10 protein-coding genes are annotated in these 14,081 nt (G+C 64.8%); 5 read left to right on the top strand and 5 right to left on the bottom strand.

Annotated features, from left to right (window positions below; translation table 11 throughout):
* Window positions 1–97 precede the first annotated feature (97 nt).
* Complete coding sequence (locus BLR66_RS14830) at window positions 98–1,066, bottom strand: LysR family transcriptional regulator (RefSeq protein WP_093288714.1); 969 nt, start codon at window positions 1,064–1,066, stop codon at window positions 98–100.
* Window positions 1,067–1,309: 243 nt separating this feature from the next.
* Here BLR66_RS14830 and aceB point away from each other — a divergent pair, with 243 nt between their 5' ends.
* From aceB to BLR66_RS14810, 4 genes are all read left to right on the top strand, one after another.
* Entirely contained in the window at window positions 1,310–2,917 is a 1,608-nt protein-coding gene (gene aceB / locus BLR66_RS14825) for a malate synthase A (protein WP_093288710.1), read from the top strand.
* A gap of 115 nt (window positions 2,918–3,032) precedes the next feature.
* Window positions 3,033–4,325, top strand: coding sequence for an isocitrate lyase (aceA, locus tag BLR66_RS14820; protein WP_093288705.1), 1,293 nt, complete (start codon window positions 3,033–3,035; stop codon window positions 4,323–4,325).
* A gap of 117 nt (window positions 4,326–4,442) precedes the next feature.
* Window positions 4,443–5,474, top strand: a complete 1,032-nt coding sequence (locus BLR66_RS14815) for a GGDEF domain-containing protein (protein ID WP_093288699.1) — start codon at window positions 4,443–4,445, stop codon at window positions 5,472–5,474.
* A 19-nt stretch (window positions 5,475–5,493) separates the two neighbouring features.
* Window positions 5,494–8,100 (top strand): putative peptide modification system cyclase, encoded by a 2,607-nt coding sequence (locus BLR66_RS14810; RefSeq protein WP_093288694.1) that lies wholly within the window; start codon window positions 5,494–5,496, stop codon window positions 8,098–8,100.
* Here the strand turns inward: BLR66_RS14810 and BLR66_RS14805 are convergent.
* Window positions 8,055–8,384: an NHLP-related RiPP peptide gene (locus BLR66_RS14805; RefSeq protein WP_093288689.1), complete on the bottom strand. Its 330-nt coding sequence runs from the start codon at window positions 8,382–8,384 to the stop codon at window positions 8,055–8,057. The genes BLR66_RS14810 and BLR66_RS14805 overlap by 46 nt on opposite strands.
* A gap of 114 nt (window positions 8,385–8,498) precedes the next feature.
* Between BLR66_RS14805 and BLR66_RS14800 the strand changes: the two genes are divergently transcribed.
* The gene (locus BLR66_RS14800) at window positions 8,499–9,671 is read left to right on the top strand and encodes a putative peptide maturation dehydrogenase (RefSeq protein ID WP_093288686.1); all 1,173 of its coding nucleotides are present in this window, start codon (window positions 8,499–8,501) and stop codon (window positions 9,669–9,671) included.
* 67 nt (window positions 9,672–9,738) lie between these two features.
* Here the strand turns inward: BLR66_RS14800 and BLR66_RS14795 are convergent, their stop codons facing one another.
* From BLR66_RS14795 to BLR66_RS14785, 3 genes are all read right to left on the bottom strand, one after another.
* Entirely contained in the window at window positions 9,739–10,149 is a 411-nt protein-coding gene (locus BLR66_RS14795) for a GFA family protein (RefSeq protein ID WP_093288683.1), read from the bottom strand.
* Window positions 10,150–10,286: 137 nt separating this feature from the next.
* Window positions 10,287–12,371 carry a S9 family peptidase gene (locus BLR66_RS14790; protein WP_093288679.1) on the bottom strand — a complete coding sequence of 695 codons (2,085 nt, stop codon included), beginning with the start codon at window positions 12,369–12,371 and terminating at the stop codon, window positions 10,287–10,289.
* A gap of 186 nt (window positions 12,372–12,557) precedes the next feature.
* Complete coding sequence (locus tag BLR66_RS14785; protein WP_093288676.1) at window positions 12,558–14,072, bottom strand: YifB family Mg chelatase-like AAA ATPase; 1,515 nt, start codon at window positions 14,070–14,072, stop codon at window positions 12,558–12,560.
* Window positions 14,073–14,081 lie beyond the last annotated feature (9 nt).

The raw sequence follows: 14,081 nt of genomic DNA, 5'->3' as shown, positions 1-14,081 counted from the left end.
CCCGTAGCCCCCTTTTCCAAAGGGGGCAAAAGCGATCACCGAGTCTCTCAATATCAATCGCCGATTTCAGGCGTTTATTGTTGCCACGCCGATTCTTCTAACGTTCCGAATGACCGGTGTCGTCGTAGCTGCGGCGGGTGAACAGGTCCGGCTGGATCAGCTCGATGAATGCCCGCGCCTGTGGCGACAGGTACTTGCCCTTGCGCACCACCACGCCATAGCTGCGTGCGGGGAACCATTGGCTTAGCGACCGCGCGGCCAGGCGGTCGCGGTCGGCGTCGGTCAGGCAGATCGAAGTGATGATGGAAATACCCATGCCCATGGCCACGTACTGCTTGATCACCTCCCAGCCGCCTACTTCCAGCGCCACGGTGTACGGCACGCGGTTCTGCTGGAACACCAGATCGACCAGACGGTAGGTCACCAGTCTTTTCGGCGGCAGGATCAATCCATAGGGCGACAGGTCCTCGAGCTTCAGCGTGCGCTGCTTGATCAGCGGATGATCGGGCGGCGCGATCAGCAGGGGCTCGAAACGGTAAACGGGCTCGTAGCTGAGATCCTGCGGTACATCCAGCATCGAACCCACGGCCAGATCCACCGCATCGGACCGCAGCAGGTCGGTGCCGTCGGCGCTTACCGCGTTGTGCAAGGTCAGGCGCACTTCCGGATGCTGGCTGCGGAAGTGCTCCACGATCTTCGGTAGCAGATAGAGGATGGTGGAGCTGTTGGCGGCGATGTTGAGTTCGCCGGCGTCCAGCCCGCGGACTTTTTCGCGGAAGCTGCTGCCCAGCCCGTCCAGGCTTTCCACCAGCGGCTGGGCCAGTTCGTACAGCAGCTGGCCCTCGCGGGTGGGGGTCAGGCGCCTGCCGCTGCGTTCGAACAGCCCCACCCCCAGCTCGCGCTCCAGCGCCTGCAATTGCAGGGTGATGGCCGGCTGGCTCACGTACAAAGCTTCCGAAGCGCGCGAAACCGACCCCAAACGCACCGTCTGGCAGAACGCGCGCAAGGGTTTGAGCCGGTCCGATTTGTAAGGAAATCGGGGGGTTGCGATGGGCTTGTCAGGCATTGCGATGCACCATATAAGCTAAGCTTATTAATTGCATTGATAAAACTGTGTTGTCAAATAAATGGTGCGGGAGCACGGTGAGCGCCCAGCTTGAATGGCCTGAAACCTACGGCCGTCATTCCCGCGAAGGCGGGAACCCAGCGGCTTCCGCGCAGAAGCGAAAGTTGCTGGATCCCCGCCTTCGCGGGGGCGACGGCAGGTTTTGATGGCGCTGGTAGCCCGTAATTGCCGAGGAGTAGCCCAATGTCTGCCGTGTTTGCCCAGTCCCAGCCCACCAGCGCAATCGAAATCACCGCCACCGCGCCCGGACAGGCCAGCCTGCTTACCCCGGCTGCGCTGGAGCTGCTGGCCTCGCTGCACCGCCTGATGGAACCTCAGCGCCAGGCCCGGCTGGCCGCCCGCCGCGAGCGACAGGCCTTCTTCGACGGGGGCGGCTTGCCGGACTTCCGCGAAGACACCCGCGCCATCCGGGAGGGCGACTGGAAGGTCGCCCCCTTGCCGGCCGCCCTGCAGGACCGGCGGGTGGAGATCACCGGCCCGGTCGACCCGAAGATGGTCATCAATGCGCTGAATTCGGGTGCCAAGGTGTTCATGGCCGATTTCGAGGATTCCACCTCGCCGACCTGGGCCAATCTGGTCGCCGGCCAGCAGTCGTTGATCGGCGCCGTGGCCGGCACCCTGCAGTTCACTGCAGACAATGGCAAGCAGTACGCACTGAAGCCGTTCGAGGAACAGGCCGTGCTGATCGTGCGTCCGCGCGGCTGGCATCTGAACGAAAAGCACGTGCTGATCGACGGCGCGCCGATTGCCGGCGGCCTGTTCGATCTGGCCCTGTACGCCTTCCACAACGCCAAGCTTCTGGCTGCGAAGGACCGCGGCCCTTATTTCTACCTGCCCAAGCTGCAGTCGATGGAAGAGGCGGCGCTGTGGGAGACCGCGCTGTCGCACATCGAAACCACGCTGGGCCTGCCGCAGGGCCAGATGAAGGTCACCGTGCTGATCGAAACGCTGCCGGCGGTGTTCGAGATGCACGAGATCCTGCATGCGCTGCGCGGCCGTATCGTCGGCCTCAACTGCGGGCGCTGGGACTACATCTTTTCGTACCTGAAGACCTTCCGCCGCCACCGCGACAAAGTTCTGCCCGAGCGCGGCCAGGTCACCATGACCCAGCCGTTCCTGAAGGCGTACTCGGAGCTGTTGATCCAGACCTGCCACCAGCGCGGCGCGCATGCGATGGGCGGCATGGCCGCGCAGATTCCGATCAGCAGCGACGAGGCCGCCAACGAACAGGCGATGGCGCGGGTGCGCGCGGACAAGCTGCGCGAAGTCAGCGCCGGCCACGATGGCACCTGGGTGGCGCACCCGGCGCTGATCCCCATCGCGCGCGGCATCTTCGACGAACACATGCCGGCGCCGAACCAGCACGGCGTGTTGCGCGAAGACGTCAAGGTCGCCCGCGACGATCTGATCAAGCCTTCGCTGGGCACGATCACTGCGGCCGGTTTCGAAGGCAGCGTGGAAGTCTGCGTGCGCTATCTGGCCGCCTGGCTGGACGGCAACGGCTGCGTGCCGATCCATTGGCTGATGGAAGACGCCGCCACCGCCGAGATTTCCCGCACCCAGCTGTGGCAATGGCTGCACTCGGACAATCTGCATCTGGCCGACGGCACTTTGATCGATTTCGCCCTGTTGGAACGGGCGCTGTTGAATCTGCCGGCGAAGCTGGGCGACACCGACGCGCTGCCGGGCGGCAAGCGCATCGCCGAAGCCATGGCCCTGCTGGAGAAGCTGAGCCATGCCGACGAACTGGCCGAGTTCCTGACCCTGCCCGCCTACGAATACCTCGACTGACCGACCGCTGTAGGAGCTGCGTGAGCTGCGACCGCTCTTCTTCGAACTGTTCAAAGATCGCAGCTTACGCAGCTCCTACAAAGCATTACCTCCTTACCCACGGAAGAGAACAACCATGAGCACTTTGCAGACCGCCGAACAGATCCAGAAAGACTGGGACAGCAACCCGCGCTGGGCCGGCATCACCCGCAACTACACCGCCGCCGACGTGGTGCGCCTGCGCGGCACCGTGCACGTGGAGCATTCCATCGCCCGCCTGGGCGCGGAGAAGCTGTGGGGCTACCTGCAGAAAGAGGACTTCGTCAACGCGCTGGGCGCGCTGACCGGCAACCAGGCCATGCAGCAGGTCAAGGCCGGCTTGAAAGCCATCTACCTTTCCGGCTGGCAGGTCGCCGCCGACGCCAATCTGGCCGGGCAGATGTACCCCGACCAGTCCCTGTACCCGGCCGATTCGGTGCCGGCGGTGGTCAAGCGCATCAACAACACGCTATTGCGCGCCGACCAGCTGAACCATGCCGAGGGCGACGACAGCGTCGATTACCTGCAGCCGATCGTGGCCGACGCCGAGGCCGGTTTCGGCGGCGTGCTCAATGCGTTCGAGCTGATGAAGGCGATGATCGAGGCCGGTGCCGCCGGCGTGCACTTCGAAGACCAGCTGGCCAGCGTGAAGAAGTGCGGCCACATGGGCGGCAAGGTGCTGGTGCCCACCCGCGAGGCCATCGAGAAGTTGAACGCCGCGCGCTTGGCTGCCGACGTGATGGGCGTGCCGACTTTGCTGGTCGCACGCACCGACGCCGAGGCCGCCGATCTGCTGACCAGCGATATCGACCCCAACGACAAAGCCTTCATCACCGGCGAACGCACGGTCGAGGGCTTCTACAAGACCCGCAACGGCCTGGACCAGGCCATCAGCCGCGGCCTGGCGTACGCGCCCTATGCCGACCTGGTGTGGTGCGAGACCGGCAAGCCGGACCTGGAGTTCGCCAGGAAATTCGCCGAGGCCATCCACGCCAAGTTCCCGGGCAAGCTGCTGGCCTACAACTGCTCGCCCAGCTTCAACTGGAAGAAGAACCTGGACGACGCCACCATCGCCAAGTTCCAAAAGGAAATCGCCGGCTACGGCTACAAGTTCCAGTTCATCACCCTGGCCGGTTTCCATGCGCTCAACTACTCCATGTTCAACCTGGCCCATGGCTATGCCCGCCGCCAGATGAGCGCCTTCGTCGAGCTGCAGGAGGCCGAATTCGCCGCCGCCGACCGCGGCTTCACCGCGGTCAAGCACCAGCGCGAAGTGGGGACGGGCTACTTCGATGCCGTGACCCAGGCCATCCAGCAGGGCCAGTCCTCGACCACCGCACTGAAGGGCTCTACCGAGGAGGAGCAATTCCACGGCGAAAAGGCCGCCTGAGGCCGGAAAGCCCCGCAGTTGACGTTATCCGACGATAGGCCGGGAAACCGGCCTGTCGTCTGTGCTTTGGGGGCGCATTGTGGTGATATCCTCCGGATTCGCGAATTGGGGCGTGTGATGAATCCGGAGACCGCAGCGTTGGTCGCTGGCTACGAGCCAGTGCGTCCGGCCGCAGAGGAACTGCCCATCGATCCGACCACTGCGGTGCTGTCGGCGGAGGAGTGCGAGCTTTTCGCGCAGGTCGGAAACGTGCGTCCGGTAACGGTGGGCGAAAGGCTGTTCACCCGCGGCGAGCTGGGCACCACCATGTTCGTGATCCTGCAAGGCGGAGTGGCGCTGGATTTCGGCGAAGACCTCAACGAGAAGCATCTGGGCGCGCGCGAATTCTTCGGCGAGCTGGGACTGCTGATCGGCGATCACGCCCGCGCCGCATCGGCTACGGCGATCGCCGATGGCGTGCTGCTGGAGTTGAAGAGCCACGAGTTCCAGGTGCTGGTCGACCGCAATGCCGGGTTGGTCTCGCATTTCCTGCGCCGGGCCATCATGCGCGTGGTCTCCAACGAGCAGGGCCTGATCCACCGCCTGCGCCGCCGCAACCAGGAGCTGCAGGCCGCGCTGGACAGTCTGCGGGTCACTTCGCACCGGCTGGACAAGAGCGAAGAGCTCAACCGCACCGACGAACTGACTTCGCTGTACAACCGCCGCGGCCTGGCCATGTTCCTCGAGCAGGGGCGCAACAACGGCGGCTACCATGGCTACGGCCTGCTGTTGATCGATTGCGACCGGTTCAAGGACGTCAACGACATGCACGGGCACCTGCTCGGCGACCGCGTGCTGCAGAGCGTGGCCAACATCCTGCGCTCGCTGTCCGCTTCGCAGGATTTCGCATGCCGGCTGGGCGGCGACGAATTCTGCCTGCTGCTCAAGGCGCAGCACCGCGAAGAGATGTTCCGCTATGCCGATTTCGTGGTCAGCACCGCGCGCGCGCTGCAGCAGATGCAGCCGTCGCCGCCGCTGATCACCACCCTGAGCGTCGGCGCCTGCCTGGTCGATCCGTCGCGCGACTGGAACGACTGGTATGCACAGGCCGACCAGGCGCTGTACCGCGCCAAGAGTGCCGGCGGCGATCGCGTCGAGTGGCAGGATTGAAAGGCGGAGCGGCGAAGGGATGAACGATATCGGCCGTCTTCCGCTCGAAGGTCCGCAGCTGCGGACGCTGCTGCTGACCGATCTGGTCGATTCCACGGGCCTGGTGGAGCGTCTTGGCGATACGCCGGCCTCGGAGCTGTTCCGCGAGCACGATCATCTGGTGTTGAAACTGCAGCAGGAATGGCGCGGGCGTCTGATCGATCGTTCCGACGGCCTGCTGCTGCTGTTTGAACGGCCTATCGATGGTCTGGGTTTCGCGCTGGACTACACCCGCGGCCTGCGCGAGCTTGGCCAGACGCGCGGGCTGGAATTGCAGGCGCGCGCCGGACTGCACGTGGGCGAGGTGCTGACCTGGAAGAACAGCGATGCGGCGGTGCTGGTCGGGGCCAAGCCGCTGGAAGTGGAAGGCCTGGCCAAGCCGATGGCCGCGCGTCTGATGACGCTGGCGCGCCCGGGCCAGATCCTGCTCTCGGCCGTGGCCGAATCGCTGACCCACCGCGCCGCGCGCGAGCTGGGCGAACGCGGGCAGAACCTGTTGTGGAAGTCGTACGGGCGCTGGCGTTTCAAGGGCGTGCCCGAGGCGCAGGAAGTCTATGAGGTAGGCGAGGTCGGCATTGCGCCATTGCGCGCGCCTTCCAATATCGCCAAGGCCTGGCGCGATACGCCGTTGTGGCGGCGGCCGGCGGCGCTGGCGGTGGAGTTGATGCTGGTGGTGGGTATCGGCGTGGGCGTGTGGTTCGTCACCAAGCCGCAGCCGGCCATCGCCTTCGCCGAACGCGATTGGGTGGTGGTGGGCGACTTGCGCAACCTGACCGGCGAGAAAGTGTTGGACGATTCGCTGTCGCAGGCGTTCCGCATCAGTCTGGAGCAGTCGCGTTACGTCAACGTGCTCAGCGACATGAAGGCGCGGGACACGCTGGCGCGCATGCAGCGCCAGCCGGGGACGTTGCTGGACCGCGCGGTGGCGTCGGAGATCGCCGTGCGCGATGGCGTGCGTGCCGTGATCTTGCCGACGGTGTCAGAGGTGGGTGGGCGGGTGCGGGTCAGCGCGGAGATCATCGATCCACGCACGCAGACCACCGTGTACGCCGAATCGGCCGATGGCGTTGGCGTAGGGTCCGCGCTGGATTCCATCGACGCCGTCACTGGCGCGCTGCGTGGAAAACTGGGTGAGGCGCTGGCGTCGATCGAAAAAGATTCAGAACCATTGCCGCAGGTGACGACTAGGAACCTGGATGCTCTGCGCGCGTATGCGTTGGGGCAAAAGTCCTTCGGCCGCAGTCGCTATGAGGAGGCTGCGGGTTTCTACAGTCGGGCAACGAAGCTCGACCCGAAGTTCGCCTTGGCGTACGTGGGTCAGTTGCGCGCGCGCAATGCAGTGAACGACCTCGAAGGCGGCGAGCAGTCCTTGCGCGCTGCTCTCGCCTTGCGCGAGAGTCTGCCGCCTCGCGATCAAATGTATTTGGAAGCATGGGCCGCGGAAGTGGACGACCCCGAGCAATCGCTCGGCAAGTGGCAGCAAATGGCGAGCATGTATCCGGAATTTTTCCGCGCTTCGGCCAATGTCAGCATTGCCATGCTTGCGCGCAACCGCTTTGGGGAGGGATTGGTGTCCGCCCGGCGAGCGACCTCACCCAAGAACGAGTTCGCGACGCTTTCGTGGGATCTGGTGGGCCGGCACGCGCTGGCCCTGCAGCGGCTGGATGAGGCCGAGCAGGCGTTTCTCAAGGCGGATGCGAGAAAGGGGACGTCGGCTGCGGTCCGGCTCGCGAATACCTACGCCGCCAAGCGACAGTTCGCAGCAGCCCAAAAGACATGGCTACTGGTCAGAAACTTTTCCAGTGTTCCGTTCGATGCGGTCAGCATCTCCTTGGACCAAGGTCGATGGGAGGAGGCGCGCAAAGAAGCCGATGAGGTCCTCTCGCTGGCACGTCCGCAGTCGTTGCGTGCGCGGGCCGCGATGTATCCGGGCGCGGTTGTGGATTGGATGCAGGGCAAGGACGCTTCGTCGCTGGCTACCCTGAACAAACTAGCGGACCAATCGTTAGCCGCCGCTTTCGCCCCGAAAGTTAGGTCCGATGCCGTAGATGATGTTTATGCCGCGATTTCCGCTGGCATTCTCGCTCAGCGCATCGGCGACAGAAGTCTTCAGCAGCGGATCAGGGGCAAGTTGCAGGGCAAGCGCGACCTGTGGAGCGCTTCGCCTACGAGTTCTTTGTATGCCGTGTTGGAGGCCAACGATCTACGGATGGCCGGAAAGACCGGCGAGGCGGTGGCCAAGCTTGAAGCGATTGTCGATGGCAATGAGCCTTTCCAGGCCCATACAGCCTTGTTGGAAGCCTACAAGGCGAACGGAAACAGTGGCAAAGCGCTGAACGAGGCGATCTGGCTCATGGGCCACCGCGGACGCGCTTATACCGAAATGAGTTGCGGCTGGTGCCAGCAAGCGCTGAATGTGGCCGATACCACCCTCGCACACTTGCTGGCAGCCGAGTTGTTGCTATCAATGGACCGTAAAGAAGAAGCCCGGAAAGAGTTGAACGAGTTCGACCGGCAATGGTCGACGGCCAACCTGCCCAGTCACTTGAGAGAACGTCGCGCTGCGCTACTAGCGACGTTCAACTGAATCGGACCTTGTGACATGCCGGACGTCAGATAGCTCAGGAGTGCAGTCCGCGCCTTGATGATGTCCGCCTTGGGCGCGATGCTTTGGACTTGGCAGCAGTCGTATATGGCAGCTCCGCCCTTTTCCGGCTCTTTGTAGCCAACGCTCAGGAGCGCTGCCTTGGGATCCTTCTTGAACAGCCGGCGAAACTCGTTGTCCGTGCTCAGCTTGTCCAGCAGCTTGCCCGCGACCTTCGGATCCAGAGGCGCGGCCTTCCCCGACGCGCCCGTCTTCTTAGTTGCCATGTTGTTCCCCAGTTAAAGGCCTCGAAACGAGCCTCTTGCGCGACAATCTAGCCTTGTCCGTGTTGCCAAACAACCGTAGGGTTGCGCGTCGAGGTCGAAACAGGGGAAAGCACCATGAAGGTGCGCCGTTGCAAAGTGCTGTACCTGGAGCCTCGGGAAGAGGTGGGCTTCGACCTGGAAATGCTGCTGGCGGGCGGCAATGGACTGCGCCGCGAGCTCGGCTGGGTCGCGCTGGCGCCGCATCTGGGGGTGGAAATCAGGGTCGACGCCGCCGAATGCGAGCTGCTGGGCAGCCTGAGCCCTGACGAGTGGATCGACAGCGGCACGCTGGCCGATGCAGGCGTACTGAAGAGCCTGCTGAAGAAAGGCCTGATAGTGGGCACCGGTAAACGCCATGCCATCCATCGCGAATGCGACGAGATCCTGCGCGGCGTGCACTGGCATCCTCTGGCCGCGACCCTGCATGCCTTCACCCGTTGGCAGGAAGCCGATGCCGTTCAAGCCATGCAGGACACCGGCACCGAAACCGCCGGCGAACTGCGCCAAGTCCTTGGCGCGCCGCCGGTGGAAGCGATGGGTCGTGGCGACGAAAAACAGCGCATCCCGCTGCCACGGACCGCGCGCACCGACTTCGACCACCTGCTCGCCCGCCGCGCCACCTGCCGCAATTTCGATGCGGAACGGCCGTTGCCGTATGCCCTGTTCGCGCAACTGATCGAGCGCGTATTCGCCGCTCAATCGCACGTGCGGGTCAGCGACGACACCGTCTTCCTGAAGAAAACCAGCCCTTCCGGTGGCGGCCTGCATCCGGTCGAGGCCTATCTGATCGTGCAGAACGTCGAAGGACTGGCGCCCGGCCTGTACCACTATCACGCCACGACTCACGCGCTGGAACCACTGCCCTCGCCCGAACAACCCTTGTACGACTTGGCCCTGCAGGCCGTCGCCCAGCAGGACTGGTTCGCCAACGCGCACGTCATGGCGCTGATGGCGCCGCGCTACGACCGCTCCTTCTGGAAATACCGCAACCACGCCAAAGCCTATCGCGCCATTACCCTGGAAGCGGGGCACCTGTCGCAGACCCTGTATCTGTCGGCCACTGAAGCCGGTCTGGGCGCCTATATCACCTGCGCCATCAACGAAGTGCCGCTGGAGCAGGTATTGGGCCTGGATCGCCTCAGCGAAGGCGCGTTGGCGATCTGCGGCTTCGGCTGGCGCGGCGAGGAGATGGTGACGATGGAGCTGGATCCGGCCGGCGAAGTCTGGCGCATCGAAGATCCATCGTAGGTCGGGGCTACGTCCCCGACGTGCCCGGAGTTTCAGAGTTCCCGTGCGTCGGGGGCGTAGCCCCGACCTACGGCTTCTTCGGCGTGCTGCGCCGCAGGCCATCGCCGGGGTCCACATTCGCCCATGACACATGGTCTTCCCAGTACGCATGCATCTGCGGCGCACGGTCCACCGGCGTAATGAAGTGGGCCAGGGCGATATGCAGTTCGCCGGGCCAGCGGTTGGAGCGGAAGAACATCATCGTGCCGCAACGGCCGCAGAAACCGCGCTCGGCGCCGGGCGTGGATGGGTACCAGCGCAGCCGTTGCTTGGGATCGTCGAACACGCATCGCGTGGCGTCCATTCCCACCCATGTCACGAACGCCGCGCCATGCGCGCGGCGGCACAGGCTGCAATGGCAATGCGCCACCCATTTGCTGGGCAGCGTGGCTTGCAGTTTCAAGTCGCCGCAGAGGCATTGGGCATGGGCGATGGTCATGGACAAATCCTTCGTGCGCGTTACTCGGTCGTCATCCCCGCGCAGGCGGGGACCCAGCGACTATGGCTCCCAACGCAAAGGCGCTGGGTTCCCGCCTTCGCGGGAATGACGAGTAGAAATAATGCGGGTCGGAATTACTACTTCTTGATTTCCTGCTTATGCGTCTTCAATGCGTCGGCCAATCCCGGCACGTCATCGGCGCCGGTCGGCACGCTGATGCTGGAGCCTTCGAAGTCGTTGCCGATCGGTTCCGCGCGGCCGCCCAGGCACTGACTGAGGAAGCCCTCGGCCACCGCGTTGAACGCCTTGCTGTTCTGCGGACGCGCGAAGCCATGGCCTTCGTCGGGGAACAGCACGTAGGTCACGGGGATATTCTTGGCTTTCATCGCATTGACGATCTGGTCGGCCTCGGCCTGTTTCACCCGCGGGTCATTGGCGCCCTGGCCGATCAGCAGCGGCTTGGTGATCTTGTCGGCGCGGGTCAGCGGCGAACGGTCCACCAGCCATTGCTTGCCGGCCTCGGTGCGCGGATCGCCCATGCGCTTGGCCAGCTGCTCGTAGAAGCTGGCCCAATAGGCCGGTACCGTGCTCAACAGCGTGTTGAGATTGGACGGACCCACGATGTCCACGCCGCACTTGAACGCATCCGGCGTGAAAGTGACGCCGACCAGCGTGGCGTAACCGCCATAGCTGCCGCCCATGATGGCCACCTGGTCCGGCGTGGTGACGCCTTCCTTCACCGCCCACTGCACCGCGTCCAGCAGATCGTCGTGCATCTTGGCCGCCCACTCGCCGTTGCCGGCATTGGTGAACTCCTTGCCGAAGCCGGTGGAGCCGCGATAGTTCACCTGCAACACCGCGTAGCCGCGATTGGCGAGCCATTGCGTAGAACCCCCGTAGCCATAACCATCGCGCGCCCAGGGACCGCCATGCACCATCAGCACCATCGGCACCGCAGCATCGGCTTTGCCGTCGTTGTCGGTATCGGCGCTCTTGGGCAGGGTCAGGTAGCTGACCAGGGTAAGGCCGTCGCGCGATTTGATTTCCTGCGGCCACTGCGGGACCAGCGGCTTGCCGTCCAGCGCCGGACGCGCGGAGAACAGTTTGGTCAGCTTGCCGTCGCCATTGCCGCGGTCGTAGCGGTAATAGACCACCGGCGCCTCGGCCGCCGAATACGCCACGATCCAGGTCTTGTCGTCGTAGGTGCGTGCATTGACGCCGACTTCGCCCGGGCCGATCGCTTCCAGTTTCTTCAGATCGGCGGCGATGCCGGCATCCAGCGGCGACCATTGCTCGCGCAGATAGTCCACCGCCACCGCCTGCACTGCGCCGGTCTTGGGATCGGACAGCGAATTGCCCACGTCGGCACGCTTGTCCTCGAACACCAGCGTCTTCTTGCCGCTGGCCACGTCGATGGCGTACAGCGCCGCGGTGTTGCGGCCGCGCGAGTCGACCATGTACAGGGTCTTGCCGTCGGTGGTCAGCCCGGCGGGCTGGGTGGAAAGCGAATCTTCGAACGGGATATCGTCGTATTTCTTCCAACCGCCCTTGCCGTCCGGCTGCAGCACGTCCTGGCCACCGTCGGGGCGGGATCTGGTCGCGTAGCGGACGTTGTAATCGTCATCGGTCAGGTAGCCGGCGATCTGCTGTTCGTTCTTTTCCACCAGCGTGCGCTTGCCGGTGGCCAGGTCCACGCGGTACAGGTCGTGCCATTGCGCATCGCGGTCGTTCATGCCGATCAGGATCGATTCCGGATGCGCATGGCTGGCGCCGGCCACCTGCGCGGTGGTTTTCGGAAACGGCGTCAGGTCGGTGGCCTTGCCGCTGGCGACATCCACGCTGAAAAGGTGGAAGTCCTCGTCGCCGCCGCTGTCGCGCAGGTACAGCAGCGTATCGGGCTGGTAGGACCAGAAATAATTGCGGATGCCGCGCGCCTTGTCCGTGGTGACCGCATGCGCCTTGGAAGGATCGGCAGCCGGAGCGACCCACACGTTCATCACGCCATCCGCCGGCGCCAGCCAGCTCAAGGTCTTGCCGTCGGGACTGATCAGCACGCTGGAGCGTTCGGGGTTGCCGAACAAGGCATCGCGCGGGATCAGTTCGGTGCCTGCGATCCGCTGCGCGGCGGTCGCCTTGTCCTGGGCCAGCGCGGCGGAAATGGAGAGGGACAGCAGCAGGGCGGTAGCGGGCAACAGCAAGCGCTGGGCGGGTTGGTTCGACATCTGATGGCTCTCCAAAAGCGAGGATAGAGACGCGGATGGCGAGCATCCGGCGGGCGTGGTTAAAGCGGGGTGGCGATGGGCAACACGCAGTGCAGTGGAGCATGCGGCCGCGGCCGGCGCATGTGACGCAAGGCAGGGTGTGCTTTGCCCCCTCCCTTGCGCGCAGCGCAGGGGAGGGGGCAAGAGCTACGCTGCGCTCTGGGTTGCGCCGCGATCCACGCGCCGGTAACCCAGCGCCTCGGTCAGGTGCGGAGTGACGATGTTCTCTTCACCGGCCAGATCCGCGATGGTCCGCGCCACCCGCAGGATGCGGTGCATGGAGCGGGCGGAAAGCTGCAGGCGCTCGATGGCGCGTTCCAGCAAAGCCTGGTCGCGGTCGCCCAGGCGGCAATAGGCCATGGTTTCGGATTGCCCGAGCTGCGCATTGGCCTTCCCCGCACGCGCATGCTGCAGCGCACGCGCGGCCTCCACGCGCAGCCGCACCGCAAGGGTGGGTTCGCCCGCGGGCGCATCCGGGCGCAGGTCCTGCGGCGGAAGCCGCGGTACTTCGATATGCAGATCGATGCGGTCCATCAGCGGGCCTGAGATCTTCGCGCGGTAGCGGCGCACATTCTCCGGACTGCAACGGCAACGTCCCGACGGATCGCCGGCCCAGCCGCAGGGGCAGGGATTCATGGCCGCGACCAGTTGGAAACGCGCGGGAAATTCCGAACTGCGCGCCGCGCGCGAAACGGTGACGGTGCCCGATTCCAACGGCTCGCGCAGCACTTCCAGGGCTTTTCGGTCCCACTCCGGCAGCTCGTCGAGGAACAGAACTCCGTTGTGGCTGAGCGAAATCTCGCCGGGCCGCGGATCGGCGCCGCCGCCCACCAGAGCGACAGCGCTGGCGGTGTGATGCGGCGAACGGTACGGACGCTGCCGCCAGCGCGAAGGGTCCAGGCCGCGTCCGCTCACCGAGGCGATGGCGGCGGTTTCCAACGCTTCGTCTTCGCTGGCTTCCGGCAGCAAGCCAGGTAGGCGCGAAGCGAGCAGAGTCTTGCCGCAGCCTGGAGTTCCGATAAGAAGCAGATGGTGATTTCCCGCTGCCGCCACTTCCAGCGCGCGGCGCGCATGCAGTTGCCCGCGCACATCGGCCATGTCGGGAATCAGAGTTAGCTGTGGTGGCGGCGCTTCGGCCAGCGGCAGAGCCTTGGTGCGGTTCAACGCCGCGCACACCTCCAGCAAGGTACGGGCGGTGTAGGCCTCCACCTCGCGCGCCAGCGCGGCTTCGGGGCCGCTGCCCAGCGGCACGATCAACTTGCGTCCGGCGCGCGCGGCGGCCAGTGCGGCCGGCAGGATGCCGTCGACCGTGCGCAGTTCGCCGGTCAAACCTAGTTCGCCAAGGAATTCGTATTCGCTCAACGCATTGCGGTCGATCTGCCCGCTGGCGGCAAGAATGCCGAGCGCGATGGGCAGGTCGAAACGCCCGCCGTCTTTCGGCAGGTCCGCAGGGGCCAGATTCACGGTGATGCGGCGTGCCGGGAATTCAAACTGCGAGCAGAGGATGGCGGCGCGCACGCGATCGCGGGATTCGCGTACCGCGGCTTCGGGCAGGCCCACGATATGAGTCAGTGGCAGGCCGCCTGACAGGTGCACTTCCACCCTTACCGGAGGCGCGGACACGCCGGCCCGTGCACGGCTGTGCACCAGCGCAAGGCTCATGGCGGCGGC

The organism is Pseudoxanthomonas sp. CF125, from assembly GCF_900104085.1.
Lineage (GTDB): Bacteria > Pseudomonadota > Gammaproteobacteria > Xanthomonadales > Xanthomonadaceae > Pseudoxanthomonas_A.
The sequence above is the reverse complement of the archived record's forward strand: the minus strand, read 5'-3'. Positions and strand labels throughout refer to the sequence as shown.

Excerpts from the sequence above, each read along its gene's own strand:
- BLR66_RS14830 (WP_093288714.1), bottom strand. The coding sequence starts at position 1,066 with ATGCCTGACAAGCCCATCGCAACCCCCCGATTTCCTTACAAATCGGAC.
- aceB (WP_093288710.1), top strand. The coding sequence starts at position 1,310 with ATGTCTGCCGTGTTTGCCCAGTCCCAGCCCACCAGCGCAATCGAAATC.
- aceA (WP_093288705.1), top strand. The coding sequence starts at position 3,033 with ATGAGCACTTTGCAGACCGCCGAACAGATCCAGAAAGACTGGGACAGC.
- BLR66_RS14815 (WP_093288699.1), top strand. The coding sequence starts at position 4,443 with ATGAATCCGGAGACCGCAGCGTTGGTCGCTGGCTACGAGCCAGTGCGT.
- BLR66_RS14810 (WP_093288694.1), top strand. The coding sequence starts at position 5,494 with ATGAACGATATCGGCCGTCTTCCGCTCGAAGGTCCGCAGCTGCGGACG.
- BLR66_RS14805 (WP_093288689.1), bottom strand. The coding sequence starts at position 8,384 with ATGGCAACTAAGAAGACGGGCGCGTCGGGGAAGGCCGCGCCTCTGGAT.
- BLR66_RS14800 (WP_093288686.1), top strand. The coding sequence starts at position 8,499 with ATGAAGGTGCGCCGTTGCAAAGTGCTGTACCTGGAGCCTCGGGAAGAG.
- BLR66_RS14795 (WP_093288683.1), bottom strand. The coding sequence starts at position 10,149 with ATGACCATCGCCCATGCCCAATGCCTCTGCGGCGACTTGAAACTGCAA.
- BLR66_RS14790 (WP_093288679.1), bottom strand. The coding sequence starts at position 12,371 with ATGTCGAACCAACCCGCCCAGCGCTTGCTGTTGCCCGCTACCGCCCTG.
- BLR66_RS14785 (WP_093288676.1), bottom strand. The coding sequence starts at position 14,072 with ATGAGCCTTGCGCTGGTGCACAGCCGTGCACGGGCCGGCGTGTCCGCG.